The sequence below is a fragment of the Cryobacterium sp. BB307 genome, assembly GCF_012274275.1.
Taxonomy (GTDB): Bacteria; Actinomycetota; Actinomycetes; order Actinomycetales; family Microbacteriaceae; genus Terrimesophilobacter.
In genome coordinates this window covers 339,658-356,463 of sequence record NZ_JAANZA010000001.1, presented here as the reverse complement: position 1 = coordinate 356,463, position 16,806 = coordinate 339,658, and the positions used below count along the sequence as shown (strand labels likewise).

The 16,806-nt window shown below is 67.1% G+C and carries 20 protein-coding genes; 14 read left to right on the top strand and 6 right to left on the bottom strand.

Annotation, left to right across the window (positions count from 1 at the left end):
* Nucleotides 1-10 precede the first annotated feature (10 nt).
* The 4 genes from HGK58_RS01650 to HGK58_RS01635 all read left to right on the top strand — a co-directional run bounded on the left by HGK58_RS01650 (nt 11) and on the right by HGK58_RS01635 (nt 3,552).
* A complete protein-coding gene (locus HGK58_RS01650) occupies nt 11-397 on the top strand; it encodes a hypothetical protein (RefSeq protein ID WP_168625815.1) in 387 nt (128 codons plus the stop codon).
* A gap of 113 nt (nt 398-510) precedes the next feature.
* Nucleotides 511-1,434, top strand: a complete 924-nt coding sequence (locus HGK58_RS01645) for a 1,4-dihydroxy-2-naphthoyl-CoA synthase (RefSeq protein ID WP_168625814.1) — start codon at nt 511-513, stop codon at nt 1,432-1,434.
* Between the two features lie 8 nt (nt 1,435-1,442).
* Nucleotides 1,443-2,558 carry an AMP-binding protein gene (locus HGK58_RS01640; protein ID WP_168625813.1) on the top strand — a complete coding sequence of 372 codons (1,116 nt, stop codon included), beginning with the start codon at nt 1,443-1,445 and terminating at the stop codon, nt 2,556-2,558.
* 10 nt (nt 2,559-2,568) lie between these two features.
* Complete coding sequence (locus tag HGK58_RS01635; RefSeq protein ID WP_168625812.1) at nt 2,569-3,552, top strand: 1,4-dihydroxy-2-naphthoate polyprenyltransferase; 984 nt, start codon at nt 2,569-2,571, stop codon at nt 3,550-3,552.
* 15 nt (nt 3,553-3,567) lie between these two features.
* Here HGK58_RS01635 and HGK58_RS01630 read toward each other — a convergent pair whose 3' ends face one another.
* On the bottom strand, nt 3,568-4,170 hold the full coding sequence (locus tag HGK58_RS01630) for a TetR/AcrR family transcriptional regulator (RefSeq protein WP_168625811.1): 603 nt from the start codon (nt 4,168-4,170) through the stop codon (nt 3,568-3,570).
* Between the two features lie 285 nt (nt 4,171-4,455).
* Between HGK58_RS01630 and HGK58_RS01625 the strand changes: the two genes are divergently transcribed.
* From HGK58_RS01625 to HGK58_RS01615, 3 genes are read left to right on the top strand one after another with little or no spacing between them, the layout of a single operon-like run.
* On the top strand, nt 4,456-4,623 hold the full coding sequence (locus HGK58_RS01625; protein ID WP_168625810.1) for a DUF4175 domain-containing protein: 168 nt from the start codon (nt 4,456-4,458) through the stop codon (nt 4,621-4,623).
* An 11-nt stretch (nt 4,624-4,634) separates the two neighbouring features.
* Nucleotides 4,635-4,919 (top strand): hypothetical protein, encoded by a 285-nt coding sequence (locus HGK58_RS01620; protein ID WP_168625809.1) that lies wholly within the window; start codon nt 4,635-4,637, stop codon nt 4,917-4,919.
* A gap of 13 nt (nt 4,920-4,932) precedes the next feature.
* Complete coding sequence (locus HGK58_RS01615) at nt 4,933-5,100, top strand: hypothetical protein (RefSeq protein ID WP_168625808.1); 168 nt, start codon at nt 4,933-4,935, stop codon at nt 5,098-5,100.
* 10 nt (nt 5,101-5,110) lie between these two features.
* Here the strand turns inward: HGK58_RS01615 and HGK58_RS01610 are convergent, their stop codons facing one another.
* The gene (locus tag HGK58_RS01610; RefSeq protein WP_168625807.1) at nt 5,111-5,377 is read right to left on the bottom strand and encodes a DUF4229 domain-containing protein; all 267 of its coding nucleotides are present in this window, start codon (nt 5,375-5,377) and stop codon (nt 5,111-5,113) included.
* 81 nt (nt 5,378-5,458) lie between these two features.
* Here HGK58_RS01610 and HGK58_RS01605 point away from each other — a divergent pair, with 81 nt between their 5' ends.
* The 3 genes from HGK58_RS01605 to HGK58_RS01595 all read left to right on the top strand — a co-directional run bounded on the left by HGK58_RS01605 (nt 5,459) and on the right by HGK58_RS01595 (nt 8,435).
* Nucleotides 5,459-5,794 (top strand): PLD nuclease N-terminal domain-containing protein, encoded by a 336-nt coding sequence (locus HGK58_RS01605; protein WP_168625806.1) that lies wholly within the window; start codon nt 5,459-5,461, stop codon nt 5,792-5,794.
* Entirely contained in the window at nt 5,791-7,464 is a 1,674-nt protein-coding gene (gene menD / locus HGK58_RS01600) for a 2-succinyl-5-enolpyruvyl-6-hydroxy-3-cyclohexene-1-carboxylic-acid synthase (RefSeq protein ID WP_168625805.1), read from the top strand. Before HGK58_RS01605 ends, menD begins: the two co-directional genes overlap by 4 nt.
* Before the next feature lie 110 nt (nt 7,465-7,574).
* Nucleotides 7,575-8,435, top strand: a complete 861-nt coding sequence (locus HGK58_RS01595) for a polyphosphate kinase 2 family protein (protein WP_168625804.1) — start codon at nt 7,575-7,577, stop codon at nt 8,433-8,435.
* On the opposite strand, the gene HGK58_RS01590 is transcribed toward HGK58_RS01595, so the two are convergent.
* Complete coding sequence (locus tag HGK58_RS01590) at nt 8,428-9,648, bottom strand: isochorismate synthase (protein WP_349236094.1); 1,221 nt, start codon at nt 9,646-9,648, stop codon at nt 8,428-8,430. The genes HGK58_RS01595 and HGK58_RS01590 overlap by 8 nt on opposite strands.
* A gap of 86 nt (nt 9,649-9,734) precedes the next feature.
* Between HGK58_RS01590 and ubiE the strand changes: the two genes are divergently transcribed.
* The 3 genes from ubiE to HGK58_RS01575 are packed head-to-tail and all read left to right on the top strand — an operon-like array spanning nt 9,735 to nt 12,926.
* Nucleotides 9,735-10,478 (top strand): bifunctional demethylmenaquinone methyltransferase/2-methoxy-6-polyprenyl-1,4-benzoquinol methylase UbiE, encoded by a 744-nt coding sequence (gene ubiE, locus HGK58_RS01585; RefSeq protein WP_168625803.1) that lies wholly within the window; start codon nt 9,735-9,737, stop codon nt 10,476-10,478.
* A 2-nt stretch (nt 10,479-10,480) separates the two neighbouring features.
* Entirely contained in the window at nt 10,481-11,542 is a 1,062-nt protein-coding gene (locus tag HGK58_RS01580; RefSeq protein ID WP_168626831.1) for a polyprenyl synthetase family protein, read from the top strand.
* A gap of 25 nt (nt 11,543-11,567) precedes the next feature.
* Nucleotides 11,568-12,926: an FAD-dependent oxidoreductase gene (locus tag HGK58_RS01575; RefSeq protein ID WP_168625802.1), complete on the top strand. Its 1,359-nt coding sequence runs from the start codon at nt 11,568-11,570 to the stop codon at nt 12,924-12,926.
* A gap of 42 nt (nt 12,927-12,968) precedes the next feature.
* Here the strand turns inward: HGK58_RS01575 and cls are convergent, their stop codons facing one another.
* Nucleotides 12,969-14,435, bottom strand: a complete 1,467-nt coding sequence (gene cls / locus HGK58_RS01570) for a cardiolipin synthase (RefSeq protein WP_168625801.1) — start codon at nt 14,433-14,435, stop codon at nt 12,969-12,971.
* A 21-nt stretch (nt 14,436-14,456) separates the two neighbouring features.
* Nucleotides 14,457-14,945, bottom strand: a complete 489-nt coding sequence (locus HGK58_RS01565; protein ID WP_168625800.1) for a YajQ family cyclic di-GMP-binding protein — start codon at nt 14,943-14,945, stop codon at nt 14,457-14,459.
* A gap of 65 nt (nt 14,946-15,010) precedes the next feature.
* On the opposite strand from HGK58_RS01565, the gene HGK58_RS01560 reads away from it, so the two are divergent.
* Entirely contained in the window at nt 15,011-15,766 is a 756-nt protein-coding gene (locus tag HGK58_RS01560) for a lytic murein transglycosylase (protein ID WP_246865403.1), read from the top strand.
* Here HGK58_RS01560 and HGK58_RS01555 read toward each other — a convergent pair.
* The gene (locus tag HGK58_RS01555; RefSeq protein WP_168625798.1) at nt 15,763-16,779 is read right to left on the bottom strand and encodes a LacI family DNA-binding transcriptional regulator; all 1,017 of its coding nucleotides are present in this window, start codon (nt 16,777-16,779) and stop codon (nt 15,763-15,765) included. The two genes, HGK58_RS01560 and HGK58_RS01555, sit on opposite strands and share 4 nt — an antisense overlap.
* Nucleotides 16,780-16,806: the final 27 nt, after the last annotated feature.

The window sequence follows — 16,806 nt, the reverse complement described above, 5'->3', positions numbered from 1 at the left end:
CTTGGAGCAAATGTCGACCGGAGAAACCGCCCTGTACGAGTCGGCCCAGCCGCCGGATGGCCCCTCCCCGGATGCCCAGTCACCGGATGCCGAGTGGCCGGATGCCGAGCCCAAGCGGCGCCGCCCGTTCCCATTCGGGCTCGTGGCGCTCGTGAGCGTGCTCGTGCTCATCGCGCTCGAGGTGACCGGTGTGCTGCTCGCGGTCAGCGGTGCATACGCAGCCGCGACGTTCATCGGCCAGGCGATCATCGTGCTGACGTTCGTGCCGTTCGTGCTCGGGATCGTCGGTGTCATCCTGAACCGCGGCCGACTGACCGGCGCGATCGCGATCGTGCTCGCGGTGCTGACCAACCCGCTCGTGCTGAACACGGTGCTCGGCTTCTTCGGCGGCCGCTGACGTCCGACGCTGCTGCCGTTTGTTATCGATGCGGCGTCCACAGCACCCGCATCGATAACAAGCGGCCGCAACGTTCGCCGGGTGGGTTAGTCGGCGACGATTAGGCTGAGCGCATGGCGGAAGTCTCGGAGCTTTTCGATGCGCGGGAGTGGTCCGGCGTCGCCGGATTCGACTCACTCACCGACATCACCTATCACCACGACCGTGACGGACGCGTCGCGCGGGTCGCGTTCAACCGGCCGGAGGTGCGCAACGCCTTCCGCCCGCACACCGTCGACGAGCTCTACGCGGTACTCGATGACGCCAGGCAGAACCCGCGCATCGGCGTGGTGCTGCTCACCGGCAACGGGCCCAGCCCGAAGGACGGAGGCTGGGCGTTCTGCTCCGGCGGCGACCAGCGGATCCGAGGGCGGGCGGGGTACGAGTACGAGGGCGACGGGGTCTCGACAGCCCCGACCACCGAAAGCGGCGGCGCCGCGCGCCTCGGCCGCCTGCACATTCTCGAGGTGCAGCGCCTCATCCGCTTCATGCCCAAGGTCGTCATCGCGGTGGTGCCCGGCTGGGCGGCCGGCGGCGGCCACTCCCTCCACGTCGTATGCGACCTGACCATCGCCTCCGCAGAGCACGGCAGGTTCAAGCAGACGGATGCCGACGTCGGCTCGTTCGACGCCGGCTACGGCAGCGCCTACTTCGCGCGCCAGGTGGGGCAGAAGTTCGCGCGTGAGGTGTTCTTCCTCGCCGAGGAGTACTCCGCGCAGCGTGCCTACGACATGGGCGCCATCAACGCGGTGGTCCCGCACGCAGACCTCGAGTCGACCGCGCTCGAGTGGGCGCGCACCATCCTCACCAAGTCGCCGACCGCCATCCGGATGCTCAAGTTCGCCTTCAACGCGGTCGACGACGGACTCGTCGGTCAGCAGGTGTTCGCCGGTGAGGCCACCCGTCTCGCCTATGGCACCGACGAAGCGGTCGAGGGCCGCGACGCCTTCCTCGGCAAGCGCGACCCCGACTGGTCGCCGTACCCCTGGCAGTACTGAGCGACAAGATGCGCGACCTGCAGCCCATCGCTGGTGACGCCGCCACGGTGTTCCCCGCGCTCAGGGCTGCGCTCAGCGGTGACGGCCCGGCGATCCTGCCGCTCGCTCCCGACATGCACACCGATGGTGTGCCGGCCCGTGTGCCGCAGCGCATCGCGCTCGTGGTGCAGACCAGCGGCTCGACCGGGCGGCCCAAGCGCGTGGCGTTGAGCGCGGATGCCTTGCTCGCCGGCACCGCGGCGACCGAGTCGGCGCTCGGCGAGCCCGGCCAGTGGCTGCTCGCCCTCCCGGCTCACTACATCGCGGGCATCAACGTGCTCACCCGATCCATCGCCGCCGACACCGTCCCGGTCGTCCTCCCGCCCGGGTCGTTCGACCCCATTGTGTTCGGTGACGCGGCGTCGCGCATGGAGCATCCGGTGCGCTTCACATCCCTGGTCCCCGTCCAACTCGCGCGTCTGATGGACGAATCGGAGGTGCTCACCGAACTGCGCCGCTTCGACCGCATCCTGGTCGGCGGGCAGTCGACACCGGATGCCCTCCTCGCGCAAGCGCTCGAACTCGGCCTGAACGTGACCCGCACCTACGGATCGAGCGAGACCGCGGGCGGATGCGTCTACGACGGCATCCCGATCAGCGGCGCACGTGCGCGCGTGACCGACGGGCAGATCGAACTCGCCGGGCCGATGCTCGCGGACGGCTACCTCGACGACCCGGAACGCACCGCCGCTGCCTTCTACGACGACGCCGGTGAGCGCTGGTACCGCACCGGCGACCTCGGCGAACTAGCCGACGGCGTGCTGACGGTGACCGGGCGACGCGACGACCAGATCGTCTCGGGGGGCGTCAACGTGTCACTCGGCGCGGTCGAGCGGGTCGTCCGGGGCCTTCCGGGTTTGGCGGATGCTGTGGTGCTGTCCGCCCGCAGCGCGCGCTGGGGGGACGTGCCGATTGTCGTCAGCACGCGCAGACCCGCGCTCGATGACGTGAGGCAGGCGGTCAGCGCGCAACTCGGGCAAGCGGCCGCGCCCGCAGCGCTCTACCACGTCGGCCGGATCCCGCTGCTGGCCAGTGGCAAGCCCGACAGGGTGGCGCTTGCGCGCCTCGTGCCGGAAACGGTCTAGATTCTCTTTCGTGGCGAAGAACACCAGACCCAAGCAGCAGCGCATCGACCCGAGGACCGTGCGTCGCTCCGGGCACCCCGGTCGGAAGGTCGGTTCGCCGGTACCCGTCGTCAAGAAGGCAGGCGTCGGCGACTGGATCGCCGGCGCGCGCATCCGCACCTTGCCGCTCGGCATCGCGCCGGTCGCGCTCGGTACCGCGACCGCCTACGCAGCGAACGGCTTCGAAACCTTCGACCTCACCCTCGCGCTGCTCTGCCTGGCCGTCGCGGTCTTCCTGCAAATCGGCGTCAACTACGCCAACGACTACTCCGACGGCATCCGTGGCACCGACTCCTACCGGGTGGGACCGTCTCGGCTCACCGGGTCCGGAGCAGCCAAGCCCAGAACGGTGCTCGCGGTCGCGCTGGTCTTCTTCGCGCTGGCCGGGGCGGCCGGGCTGGCGATTGTCATCCTCACCGGCTACTACTGGCTGATCGCGGTCGGCGTCGCGTGCATGATCGCCGGCTGGTTCTACACCGGCGGCAGGCGGCCGTACGGCTACTACGGCCTCGGCGAGGTGTTCGTCTTCGTCTTCTTCGGCCTGGTCGCCACCGCGGGCACGACGTTCGTGCAGGCCGGCATGGTCACCCTGGACAGCTGGCTCGCTGGCGTTGCCACCGGCCTGTTCGCGTGCGCAGTGCTCGTGTCCAACAACCTGCGCGACCTCGAGCAGGATCGTGCAGCAGGCAAGCGGACGCTCACCGTGCTGATCGGCGACCTGCCCTCGCGCATCCTGTTCGCCGTGCTGGCGCTGGCGCCGTATGTCGTGCTGATCTACTTCGCGACCCTGTACGCCTGGGCGCCATACGTCTACTTCGTGCTGTTCCTCACCGTGCCGGCCGTGCTGATTGTGCTGACTGCCAAGACCGCGAAGGAGTTCCTGCTCGCACTGGGGCTCACCAGCCTGTCGGCGCTCGTCTTCGGCATCGGACTCGCCGCCGCAATCGCGTTCTAGGGTGTGCGGCTGGAGCTAATGCCCCGGCAGCGGTGAACTGTGCCGGTCGATGAGCATGCCGGCCATGTCGCGCGCCACCCTGGCGGCGTTCTTGTCGCCCTCAGCCGCGAGCACGATCGAGCCCTTCATCAGGATGTGCCACGCGCGCGTGAATTCCTCGACCGCGTACAGGCCGGCCTCGATCGCGAACTGCTTCACGATCGATCGGATGCGCGCGAGATGTTCGACGGATGCCTGGCCCAGCGGGTGGGTCGGGCCCATCTCCAGGAGCACGTGCACGAACGAGCACGCTTCGTAGTCGTCGCGGTGGAACCAGTCGTCGTAGATGTCGAAGATCGCAAGCAGTCGCTCGCGAGGTGACTCGCCGCGCCGGCGGGCCTCCTGCTCGACCGTTCCCAGCGTGAAGAGCTGCTCGCGGCGTTCGAGCACGGCGAGCACCAGTTCGTCCTTGGAGTGGAAGTGCCGGTAGAAGGTCGCATTGGCGACCCCAGCCGTCTGGATCAGCTCGTCGACGCCGACATCTCTGATGGCTCGATGGGTGAAGAGCTCGTACGCGGTCGCCAGGATTCTCTCGCGGGCACCGGACGGTGGGGGACTCTGCTGATCTGTTTCGAACATGACCGTAAAACCATACGCCCTTAGGACTTGCATCGGTAGAGTGATCGCTCTCTCCTTTAAGAGCTTCTATCAGTAACGAAGAAATGAATCAACCCCTTGTTCGCGTGTGGCAAAGTATGCTTACATTCAACAAGAGTGATCGTTCTCCCCACGGAGAGTGATCGTTCTTCCCCAACTCGGGGATTGTGCAGGATTGCTGTTCAAGAGCACCAACCGACACAAGAGAGATCGTTCTTCCCATCGGGGAGCTGCGACTCGAGACAGTGGAAGGAAAGGTAGGAACCAATGTCTTCACTGCTGATAATCCTGGCGCTTGTCGCCATCGTGCTTCTCTTCGTAGGCGGCTTCGTCCAGGCGGTCCAGTGGCTGCTGTGGATCGGAGTCATCCTCCTGATCATCGCCGCCATCATGTGGCTCGTTCGCTACATCGGCGGCCGTAGCACGAAGGTCTAGAGGAACCGACCATGAGCGCGCATCGGGGGACGCCTAACGGGACGCACTCGATTGAACCGCTCTCTACTGATATCTGGAGAGTCAGCGACCTTCGCTTCAGCGAGAACGATCCCCGCCGGCTGCTCGGCTTCGTCGAGCTGAAGGGCGAGGAGTTCGAGGCGATGAGTCTGGGTCGCCGTTTCTCCTGGTCGAGATTCGGCACGTTGGAGGAGGCGGCCGCCCACCTGGCCGCCGACTCCTCCGACGCACCGACTCCGGAAGAGCACGTCCTGTCCTGGATGTTGACGAACGCATGAAATGAGGTTGGACATGTATGACACAGCAGTACAGCCCAACGATGGCTTCGCCGAGCACACACCGGAACCAATTCCGGCACTGAGAGCGCCCATCGAGGAGAGGCTGGCCGACGCGCAGTCGAGCGTCATCAAGGGATGGCTCAGCGGCTTCGGCGTGGGATCAGGAACACGTCGTCACTGAAATGAGTGACCTAGCGGTCGGATGAATCGGCCGCACCGTCTTCGACCGACTCGTCCGACGAGTCGGTCGAAGTCTTTGTGCGGGTGTTCCTGGCCTGAAGCTCGTGAGCAATCGCTTCACGCTGCTTCGACAGCGCCAGGTAAGAGACGCAGACTCCGATGATCGCGGCGATGATGGCCGACAAGAGCCAATCCAAGCCGATGAGCATGAGCAGCGCGAGGGCGACTAGGAAGATGCCGATCCGAAGGACCGAGTAGAGGACGAGCTGGCGGGTCACTCATCAAGTGTAGGCCGGTTGCCGTTGCCACGATTCGGTATCGGCCAGTGCGCTCTCAGGGCTTCGGCCTACAATTCATACATGGCACGGCTCTTGATCATCCTCGCTGTTGCGGCGGTGTTCTTCACCATCTTCGCCGTTGTCGACTGTGCGATGACGGACTCCAACCGGGCGCGCGGGATCTCCAAGCCAGTGTGGGTCATCGTGATTCTCCTTCTCCCGGTGATCGGCGGCATCCTGTGGCTCACCATCGGCAAGGACCGCAGTGAGGGCAGGGGCGGGAGCCGTTTGCAGACGCCTCCGGATGACGACCCGACCTTCTTGCGCAGGCTGGGAACCGACCAAGAGCGTGAGGAGCGGATCCGTCGGCTCGAGCAGGAGCTCGCCGACCTGGATGACGATCCCAAAGACACATGAGTCTGGCCAGCGGGGCCAGTGACTTCTCGGTTGCACTGCTTGGTGAACTGATCCAGCTCGGGGTCGGCGATGTCGTGCTCGCCCCCGGGTCCCGGTCGCAGGCGCTCGCGCTCGCCGCGGCGGAGTATGAACGAGCCGGCGCCATCCGGTTGAGTGTCCGGATCGATGAGCGGGATGCCGGTTTTCTCGCGCTTGGCCTGGCCATGGAGACCGGCAGGCCGGTAGCGATCATCACCACATCGGGCACCGCCGTAGCCAACCTGCACCCGGCGGTCCTCGAGGCGCATCACGCGGGCGTGCCGCTGATCCTGCTCACCGCTGACCGCCCCGCAGAGCTGCGCGGCATAGGCACCAACCAGACCACCAACCAGCTCGGCATCTTCGCCGACGCAGTGCGCGTGCTGCGTGACGTGCAGGCGCCCGCTGTCGGCAAGTTCGACGCGGGAGAGGTGCGCGAACTGGCGCGGGAGGCGTACTCGGCGGCAGCCGGCCACTCGTCCGCTCCCGGTCCTGCGCAGCTGAACGTCGGCTTCCGCGAACCGTTGTCGGGGGCCGTCGGGGACCTCCCGGTGCTCGAGCCGCATCCGCTGCCCACCGTCGGGGCGGCGGTTCCTTTTGTCATCGAGCCGCGTTACGGCACCGTCGTCGTTGCCGGAGCGGGCGCGGGGGAGCAGGCAGAAGAGGTCGCTCGCGCACTGGGCGCTCCCCTCCTCGCCGAGGTCGCCAGCGGTGCCCGGTTTGGACCCAACCTGGTCGTCGCCTACCGCGAACTGCTCGACGACGAGGCGTTCGGCGGACAGGTGTCGCGTGTTGTCGTTTTCGGCCATCCCACGCTCAGCCGCCAGGTGCCAGCGCTCAGCGCTCGCGAGGATGTCGAAACCATCGTCGTGCGCGGCACCTCGGGCGAGGACTACAACCCGGCGCACCGTGCGCGGCACATCGTCGACGCCATCCGGGTGGGCGACGGAACACCCCCGGATCGGTCGTGGGCAGGCAGCTGGGTCGCCGCGAGTCGCGCTCTGCTCGACGACGGCGTCGCATCCGAACCGGTGAATGCGCGCACCGACGACCCTGCGGCGGTGGCCGAGTTCGGCCGCGCGCAATTGGCCGTGTTCCGTCAGCCGGTGGACCGGCGGATGCTTGTCGACGCGGTCTGGAAGGCGACCTGGCCACACGACCGGCTCGTGTTCGGAGCGTCCCGGCTCATCCGGGAGGCCGACCGGCGAGTGACAGGCAAAAAGATCCGGGTGCTGTCCAACCGCGGTTTGTCGGGCATCGATGGGACGATCTCGACCGCGGTCGGGGTGGCCATCGCGAGCCAGGGCGGCGCCGATGCCGGCGGTGTCACGCGCGTTGTGCTCGGGGATCTGGCGTTCCTGCATGATGTCGGCGGCTTGCTGTTCGGCTTCGGCGAGGACCGGCCGCGCATCCAGCTGATCGTTGGCAACGACGGTGGCGGAACGATCTTCGACGCGCTCGAGGTCGCCCAGACGGCACCGGCCCCCGACATCGACCGGGTGCTGTACACGCCGCAGCGCGTGGACATCGAATCGCTCGCGCGCGCGTACGGCTGGGAGTACGTGCACGCACCCAACCGCGGCGAACTCGATGAGGCGCTCACCGCATCCGCCCGCCCGCGCATCATCGAGGTTCCGCTGCTGCGCGCCTGACGGCGGCCGAGCGCCGCCGGAATGTGCGAGCGCTCGCGATATTGCACGCGCACTCGGAAAATTGGTCGGCGCTCGCCGCAACGAGCAACTTCGGGACGTACCATTCGCTCATGACTGCGAAGGCGTGGACCGATGACCCCGCCGACCTGCTGCGCGTCCGCGAAGGCTTCCGGATCGCCGACGTCGACACCGGGTCGACCCCCGGATTCGCGGGAGGCAAGGCGGAAGCGGAGGCCGTGTTCGCGAGGTCGGCCGACGAACTGTCTGAACTGCAAGAGCGGCTGTTCGCCGAGAGCCGCTCCGGCGGGACGAAGCGGATGCTGCTGGTGCTGCAGGCGATGGACACAGGCGGGAAGGGCGGCATCATCCGCCACGTGGTCGGTGCGGTCGACCCACAGGGCGTCAAGGTGCACGGCTTCAAGGCGCCGACCGAGGAGGAACTGAAACACGACTTCCTCTGGCGGGTGCGCCGGCAGCTTCCCGGCCCCGGCATGATCGGCGTCTTCGATCGGTCGCACTACGAGGACGTCCTCATCCAACGCGTGCGCCAGTTGGCGCCGGAGGAAACTATCGAGGAGCGCTACAGCCTGATCCGCGCGTTTGAGGATGAAATCGTGGCTGACGACACCGTGCTGATCAAGGTCATGCTGCACGTCAGCGCCGCCGAGCAGAAGAAGCGACTCACAAAAAGGCTCGAGCGGCCCGACAAGCACTGGAAGTACAACCCGGCGGACCTCGACGAGCGGCAACTGTGGCCGCAATACCAGCACGCGTATCAGTTGATGTTCGACCGCACCGCCACCGCCGATGCACCCTGGTTCGTGGTGCCGGCCGACCACAAGTGGTACGCACGGCTCGCGGTGCAGCGGCTGCTGCTTGACGCGCTTCGAAACCTGGACCCGCAATGGCCCAAGGCAGACTTCGACGTGAAGGCGGAGAAGAGGCGGCTGGCCGCCGACACGATCAGCTGAAGGCGTCCACGATCGGACGGAACTTCATGCTCGTCTCCGCGAGCTCGTGCGCTGGCACCGAGTCGACGACGATGCCCGCGCCCGCCCACGCCGTAAGCCGGTCGCCGTTGAGCTGGGCGCAGCGCAAGGCAATCGCCCACTCGCCATCGCCATCGGCGCCCACCCAGCCGACCGGACCGGCGTAGCGCTGCCGGTCGAAGGGCTCGAGACGCTCAAGCTCGGCGATCGCGTCCGCGGTCGGAGTGCCAGCCACCGCCGCGGTGGGATGCAGCGCACCGATCAGGTCGAGCGAGCTGGAGGTGTCGTCGAGGGCGCCCTCGACGTCGCTCGCCAGGTGCCACAGATTCGGCAGCTTGAGCGTGAACGGCACCTCGCTCGAGCGCACCGACGCGGAGTGCGGGCGCAGCGCGGCCATAACGCTCTGCACCGCGAACTCGTGCTCGTCCTGGTCCTTCTGCGAGGTGGCGAGGGCGACGGATGCCGCGACATCCGACGCCGCATCGGTGCCGCGCGCCGCGCTGCCGGCGAGCACGCGGGCAGAGACGGTGCCGCTGTGCACGCTCACGAGAGTCTCCGGGCTGGAGCCGATGAAGCCGTCGACCGCGAACGTCCACGTGTCCGGGTAGCCGTGGGCGAGTGAGGCGATCGCGACCCTCGGGTCGGCACCCGGCTGCAGCGTGCCGACCAGATCGCGCGCCACCACCACCTTGCTCAACCCGTTGTTGCGGATTCCGTCGATGGCAGCCTCGACCGCCTGAACGTAGCCGTCGGGCGTGAGGCTGCCTGGATGCAGGGTTGCCCGGCAGGAGCCGTCGAGCTGGTCGGGAGCGGGCAGCGCGGCTTCGGAGTTGATCCGGGTGACCCAGGAGTGACCGTCCCGGCGCCCGATGATCATCGAGGGCACGATCAGCACGCTGGTCGCGCGCGACCGGTCGGAGAAGGCAAACGTCGCGAACGCGACCAGACCGGTCCCAGGGACCGCCAGCGGGTCGGACACCGCGGCCGCTGCGGCGAGCTGCCGCCAAGTGCGTGCCGCATCCGTGAACCGGGACGCGCCGGTGAACTCGAGCCGCAACGCCTCGCCGATGCCGACAATGCCGTGCCCGCGCCGCTGCCAGAGCAGCTGGCGCTCGCGATCGAGCAACCCGATGAGTGAACCGGGATCGTCGATCGGGTGAGTCACGACGTTCAGCGCCGGCACCGGTGAATCCACGACTTAACCCTACCGACGCGTTGCCGGCGTCTGCCGCTCGCGGTACCCGGTGAGTGCCCATGTTCGTGGCGAATAGACTTGTCATCATGGTTCGAGCGGATAGCTCCAAGCAGCCTGCTGAGGTTGCGGCGATGTTCGATGAGGTCGCGAAAAAGTACGACCGCACGAACAGCGTGCTCTCCGTCGGCAACGCCTGGCTGTGGCGGTGGCACACCGTGCGCGCGATCGCGCCGCAAGACGGTGAGCGCATCCTCGATGTCGCCGCCGGCACGGGCACCTCGTCAGCGGCTGTCGCAAAGTCTGGCGCCGAAGTGGTTGCACTTGACTTCTCGGCGGGCATGATCGAGATCGGCCGCACCCGGCATCCGGATGTCGACTTTGTGCAGGGCGACGCGACAGCGCTGCCGTTCCCTGACAACTCCTTCGACGCGGTCACCATCTCGTTCGGGCTGCGCAACGTCGACAAGCCCAAGAAAGCGCTGGGAGAGATGCTCCGGGTGCTGAAGCCCGGCGGCAGGATCGTGATCTGCGAATTCTCGACGCCGCCGCGCGCGCTGATCCGCGCCGGCTACGGCGTGTACCTGAAGTATGTGATGCCGACCGTCGTCGACGTCACGAGCTCGAACCCCGAGGCCTACACCTACCTCGCGGAGTCGATCAACGAGTGGCCGGACCAGGCGACTCTCAGTCAGTGGTTGCGCGGGGCCGGCTTCACCAGGGTCGCCTACCGCAACCTCACGTCGGGCGTCGTCGCCCTTCACCGCGGACGCAAGCCTGTTCGCAAGCCCAGTCAGACTTCGAAGGCACCAGCCGGATCGGCCCAACCGTGACCATGGACCCGCGGGCGAACATCGCCCGTCGCAGAGCAACAATCACTTCCAGCCTCGGCCTCGCGGAGCGGCTCTTCGCATCCGCTGATGAGCGCCGCTTCGCCCACGCGCTCGAGGAAGGTCTCGTCGCGGTTGAAGAAGGGTTGTTGAAGGAACTGCGCTTCGGCGACCCGATCGCGGATGCCGCCGGGCGCTACCTGCTTGAGGCAGGCGGCAAGCGCGTCAGGCCGGCCCTCGCACTGCTGACCGCGCAACTCGGAGACGGCAACACGCAGGAGGTGATCGTCGCGGCGCAGACCATCGAGATCACCCACCTCGCCTCGCTCTACCACGATGACGTCATGGACGACGCGGAGCTGCGCCGTGGCGTGCCCAGCGTGCAGACGGTGTGGGGCAACTCCGTCGCGATCCTCACCGGCGACCTGCTGTTCGCGCGCGCTGCGAAGCTGATCGCGAGTCTTGGACAGAAGGCCACCCGACTGCAGGCGGTCACGTTCGAGCGACTGTGCCTCGGTCAACTGCACGAGACGCTCGGGCCGCAGCAGGGGGACGATCCGATCGATCACTACCTCCAGGTGCTGGCCGACAAGACGGGGTCGCTCATCGCGGCGGCCGCGCAGGCAGGGATCGTCTTCTCCGAGGCGCCCGAGGAGTACGAGCAGCCGATGGTGGTCTTTGGGGAGAAGATCGGGGTGGCCTTCCAACTCATCGACGATGTCATCGACCTGGCCGCGGGAGCGGACGACACCGGCAAGGAGCCGGGCACAGACATCCGGGCGGGCGTGGCGACCTTGCCGCTGCTGTACCTGCGGCGTGAGGCACAGACTGATCCGGATGCGGCGGCGCTGCTCGCCCGGATCGACAACGCCGCGAAGCGGTCCGACGACGCGGAGTTCGCGAAGGCGGTCGCCGAGCTGCGTGAGCACCCGGTGACCCAGCGGACCCTCGATGAGGCGCACCGCTGGGCGCAAGAAGCGATCGATGCGCTCGCGGTTCTGCCGGACGGACCGGTGCGCACCGCGCTGACTCGCTTCGCGCAGAGCCTCGTCGAACGATCCAACTGAGAAGAAGCAGGAGGAGAAAACCTAAGTGAGTGTGCTGCGAGTGGCCATCGTCGGAGCCGGACCGGCTGGCATCTATGCCGCCGACCTGCTGCTGAAGGCCGAGCGGAAGTTCGCCGTGTCGATCGACCTGTTCGAGCAGCTGCCCGCGCCGTATGGCCTGGTGCGGTACGGCGTCGCGCCCGATCACCCGCGCATCAAGGGCATCGTGAACGCGCTGCGCGAGGTGCTCGACGGCGGTGACATCCGGCTCTTCGCCAACGTGCGATTCGGTGAGGACATCACGCTCGAGGACCTGCAGCGCCACTACCACGCGGTCATCTTCGCGACCGGTGCTGTGCGCGACGCGGATCTGACAATCCCGGGCGTCGAGTTGCCCGGCAGCTACGGTGCTGCCGACTTCGTCAGCTGGTACGACGGGCACCCGGATGTCCCCCGCGACTGGCCGCTCGAGCACCGCGAGGTGGCGGTGATCGGCAACGGAAACGTCGCGCTCGACATCGCGCGGATGCTTGCGAAGCATCCGGAGGACCTGTTGCCGACCGAGGTGCCGGACAACGTGTATCGCGTGCTGGAAGCCAGCCCGATCACCGACGTGCACGTGTTCGGTCGCCGCGGGCCCGCACGAGTGAAGTTCACGCCGCTGGAACTGCGTGAGCTCGGCGAGCTGCGCGATGTCGACATGATCCTGTACGACGAGGACTTCGGGGTCGACCCTGCTGCCGAGGAGCTCGCGAAGACCAACAAGCAGTTGCTGGTCATCAGCCGCATTCTGAACAGCTGGCGCGAGCGCGAGACCGGCGCGGCGAGTCGGCGGCTGCACCTGCACTTCTACGCGAAGCCGCTTGAGGTCCTCGGCGACGGCAAGGTTGAGGGCTTCCGGTACGAGCGCACGAAGCCGGATGGCCAGGGCGGCGTGGTCGGGACGGGTGAGATCCGCGAGCTGCCGGTGCAGGCGCTCTACCGGGCGATCGGTTACTTCGGTTCGCCGCTGCCGGGTGTTCCGTTCGATGAGCGTCGTGGGGTCATCCCCAACCGCGGTGGGCGGGCGATCGATGACAACGACAACGAGGTTGCCGGCGTCTACGCGACCGGGTGGATCAAGCGCGGGCCGGTCGGGCTGATCGGCGCGACCAAGAGCGACGCGATGGAGACGGTGCAGAACCTGCTCAACGGGCAGGCCGGATGGTGGACGCCGGCCGAGCCGGAGCCGGATGCGATCCGCGAGCTGCTGGCGTCGCGCGGGGTGCGGTACACGGACATCCACGGCTGGCACCGGCTGGACGAGCACGAGCGCTCGCTCGGCACTGGCCGCGGTCGAGAGCGCATCAAGGTCGTGCCGCGCGACGAGATGGTGGACATCTCGGTGGGCGAAGCAGCGTCCTGAGCGCCCGCCTCGGTGGGCGAGCCTGTCGAGACCTTGCCAGACCTACTGCACCGTCGCGGTCAGCCGTGCGAAGTTGTCCAGCACCTGCGACCCGAACGACCGCGCCAGCCACTCGTCGAGCTTCAGTTCCCTGCTGTTCGCGCGGTACTCCTCCTCGACCTCCCGCAGCCCCTGCACGAACGACTCCCCGTTGACCATGACCGAGATCTCGAGGTTGAGGCTGAACGAGCGCATATCCATGTTGCTGGACCCGATGACCGCGACCTGGTCGTCGATCGTGAAGTGTTTCGGATGCAGCACGGTCGGCTCCCGGTACAGCCAGATCCTCACGCCGGCCTTCAGCAGTTCCTCGTAATAGCTCCGCTGCGCGTGGTAGACGACGGGCTGGTCGCCGATCTCGGAAACGAACAGCTGCACGTCCAGACCCTTTTGCGAGGCGGTCGTGATCGCGTAGAGCATCGACTCATCCGGCACGAAGTAGGGGCTGCAGATGATGATCCGCTCCTGCGCTGCATAGAGCAGCGAGTTGAACATTCTCAGGTTGTTCTCGCCCTCGAACGCCGGCCCGCTGGGCACGACCTGCGCGTCGACCGGATGCTTGGTCTCGGCCGGCTCCGCACGCACGGTCTCGTCGAGCAGCAGCTGCTCATCCGTTTCGCTGTACCAGTCGGTGAGGAAGAGCGCGTTGATTCCCGCGACGACCGGACCCTCGAAGCGCACCATCAGGTCGCGCCAGTGCAGGCCGCGCCTGAGGTTCGACTTCTTGTTGTAGCTGGAGTCGATGATGTTCTGCGACCCGGTGAACGCGACCTCGCCGTCGAGGACGAGCAGTTTGCGGTGGTTGCGCAGGTCCGGGCGACGGATGCGCCCCTTCAGCGGCTGGAACGGCAGCATCAGGTGCCATTCGATTCCCATGGCATCAAGCCGACGAAGAGTACGGCGATAGCCGGGATACCGTGTCGTCGCCAGGTGGTCGAGCAGCACCCGAACGGTCACGCCCCGCTTGTGCGCCGCCTCCAGCGCATCGAAGAACGCCGCGGTCGTGTCGTCGAGGATCATGATGTAGAACTCGCAGTGCACGAAGCGCTTCGCCTGATTGATCGCATCGGTCATGGCGCCAAGCGATTCCTCGTAGCGGGGCAGCAGTTCAGCGGCGTTCTCACCGACCAGGGGCATCGCCCCGAGCCTGCGGTTGAGCGCGATGATCGGGTCGAGCCACTCCGGTCGGTCGGGCTCGCGGACCTGCTCCTGGATGCCAGCCGTCATCCCCAGGATGAAGCGGTTGACCTCCTTCTGCTTCTCACGCCGGCGCTTCGGCAGGTAACGGCTGCCGAGCATGAAGTAGAGGATCGTGCCGATGAACGGCAGGAACAGGATGGCGAGCAGCCAGGCCATCGCGGTCTGCGGCCGCCGGTTCTGCGGGATGAAGATGACCAGCACGATCCGGATGACGAGGTCGACGACGAACAGCGCGCCAAACAACCACGGCAGGAAGGTCGAGAGGTCCACGTACGCTCGTCGGCCGGCGAGCTATCGGAAGTTGACGAATTGGAGCGCGACATCGACGTCGGCGCTCTTCAGCATCGCGATGGTGGTCTGCAGGTCGTCCCGGCTCTTCGAGCTGACCCGCAGCTCGTCTCCCTGGATCTGCGCCTTGACGCTCTTCGGCGCCTCGTCGCGGATCAGCTTGGAGATCTTCTTCGCGTCGTCCTGGTCGATGCCCTGCTTGATCTTCACGACCATCCGGTACTCCTTGCCGGATGCGAACGGGTCGCCGGCGTCGATGCTGCGCAGCGAGATGCCCCGCTTGATCAGCTTGGACTCGAACACATCGAGCACCGCCTTGACGCGCTCCTCGGAGTTGGCCTTCAGCAGCAGGGTCTCGCCGCTCCAGTCGATCTCGGCGCCGACATCCTTGAAGTCGTAGCGCTGCGCGATCTCCTTCTGCGCCTGGTGCAGGGCGTTGTCGAGCTCCATGCGGTCGACCTTGCTGACGATGTCGAACGTTGAGTCTGCCATGCCCATCATGGTAGTCGGGAGCGTCAACTAAGTCCGGCTATCTGTGGTGGGATAACGCAGTGACCATGGACCGACGCACCCGCCTGTCCCTGATCGTCGTCACGGCCGCTGTGCTCCTGATCGCCGCGCTCGGGACGGTGCTCATTCTGACCCCGCGCTCGCTGCCCGAGACGGTCGAGCCGCAGCGGGAGCCCCCGGGCTACGCGCTCCCGGTCGCACCCCCGCTGGCCGCCGCCACTCCCGCGGGCGCCGGGACCCAACATCTCACCGACCCGGAGTGGGTCGCATCCGTCGCCCGAGAGACCGGGATCCCGGAGCGGGCGCTCGCCGCGTACGGCGGAGTCGCCCTGTGGAAGGCCGGCGAGATGCCGTCCTGCGGGTTGGGCTGGACCACCCTGGCCGGCATCGGCGCGATCGAGAGCGATCACGGCAGGCACGGCGGTTCGTCGATCGGGGCCGACGGCACGGTCTCGCCGCCGATCTTCGGGGTTTCGCTGTCCGGTGACGCGACCGCGCACATCCCCGACACCGACGACGGCGCGATAGACGGCGACGCCGAGTTCGACCGCGCGGTCGGCCCGATGCAGTTCATTCCGCAGGCGTGGCGCAATTGGCATGTGGATGCCGGCGCCGACGGCGTCGAGGATCCGCAGAACATCCACGACGCGGTCATGGCGGCCGCGAACTATCTGTGCCGGGCGAGCGGCGACATGGCGGCTCCGGATGGCTGGCGCGCCGGGGTGGGCGCGTACAACCATTCGCCGGTGTACGTGCAATCGGTGGCGAATGCCGCCAACGCGTACGCCGAAGCCGCCCCCTAGCCGCGTCGCCGGGCGGTGCTGGCGCGGACGATCAGGTCGTACGGCAGCGCGGTGTTGATTCCACCAACCTCGCGGCTTTCCGGATGCAGCTGCTCCATGAGCAGTTCGACGGCCAGCCGCCCCTGCAGATCGGGGTATTGAGCGACGGTGCTGAGGCCAAAGAACTCGGCCAGGTCATGGTCGTCGATGCCGATCACCGAGACGTCGCCGGGGACGTTCATTCCCATGTCACGGGCGGCGAGGATGGTGCCGATAGCCATTTCATCGGAGGCGGCGAAGACGGCGGATGGCCGCTTACGTGGGTTGCCGAAAAGCTGCTTGGCCGCCCGGTAGCCGCCGGGCAGGGTGAAGTCGGCCGGCTGGAACAGGTCGGGGTCGACCGGGATGCCGGCCGCCTCCATGGCCGCCTCGTAGCCGATGCGACGGTTGGTGGGCAGATGGAAGTCGCGCTCAAAGTCCTCGGTGCCGCCGATGTGGGCGACCATGGTGTGGCCGAGGGCGATCAGGTGCTCGGTGGCGAGCCGCGCGACCTCGACGTCATCGATGCTGAGCGTGCGCACGCCGGGGAGTGGTCCGCCGACGCCGACGGTGGGCTTGTTCAGGGCGAGCAGTCGACTGGTCTCCTGCGGCGTGAGTTCGAGCGAGATGGCGATCACCGCATCCACCCGTTTGCGCAGCAGGAAGTGCTCGAACACGCTGTCGCGCTCCTCGCCGGTGCCGGCCAGGTTGTAGAGGGTGAGATCGTAGCCGTTGGCGAGCAGCGAGCTCTCGGCGCCCTGCAGCACCGAACTGTAGAACCAGTGGTTCAGCGATGGGATGACGACACCGATGTTGCGGGTACGGCCGGTGGCGAGACTGGACGCGTTCGAGCTGACCACGTAGCCGAGTTCCGCGGCGGCGCGGACGACCTTGTCTTTGGTGGTCGCCGAGACGGCGCCGTTGCCGCTGAGTGCGCGCGACACCGTGGCGGTTGAGACGCCCGCGAGCTCTGCAACTTCGTTGATTCCCGGCATCGTCACCTCCCGCCAGTGATACTAGCC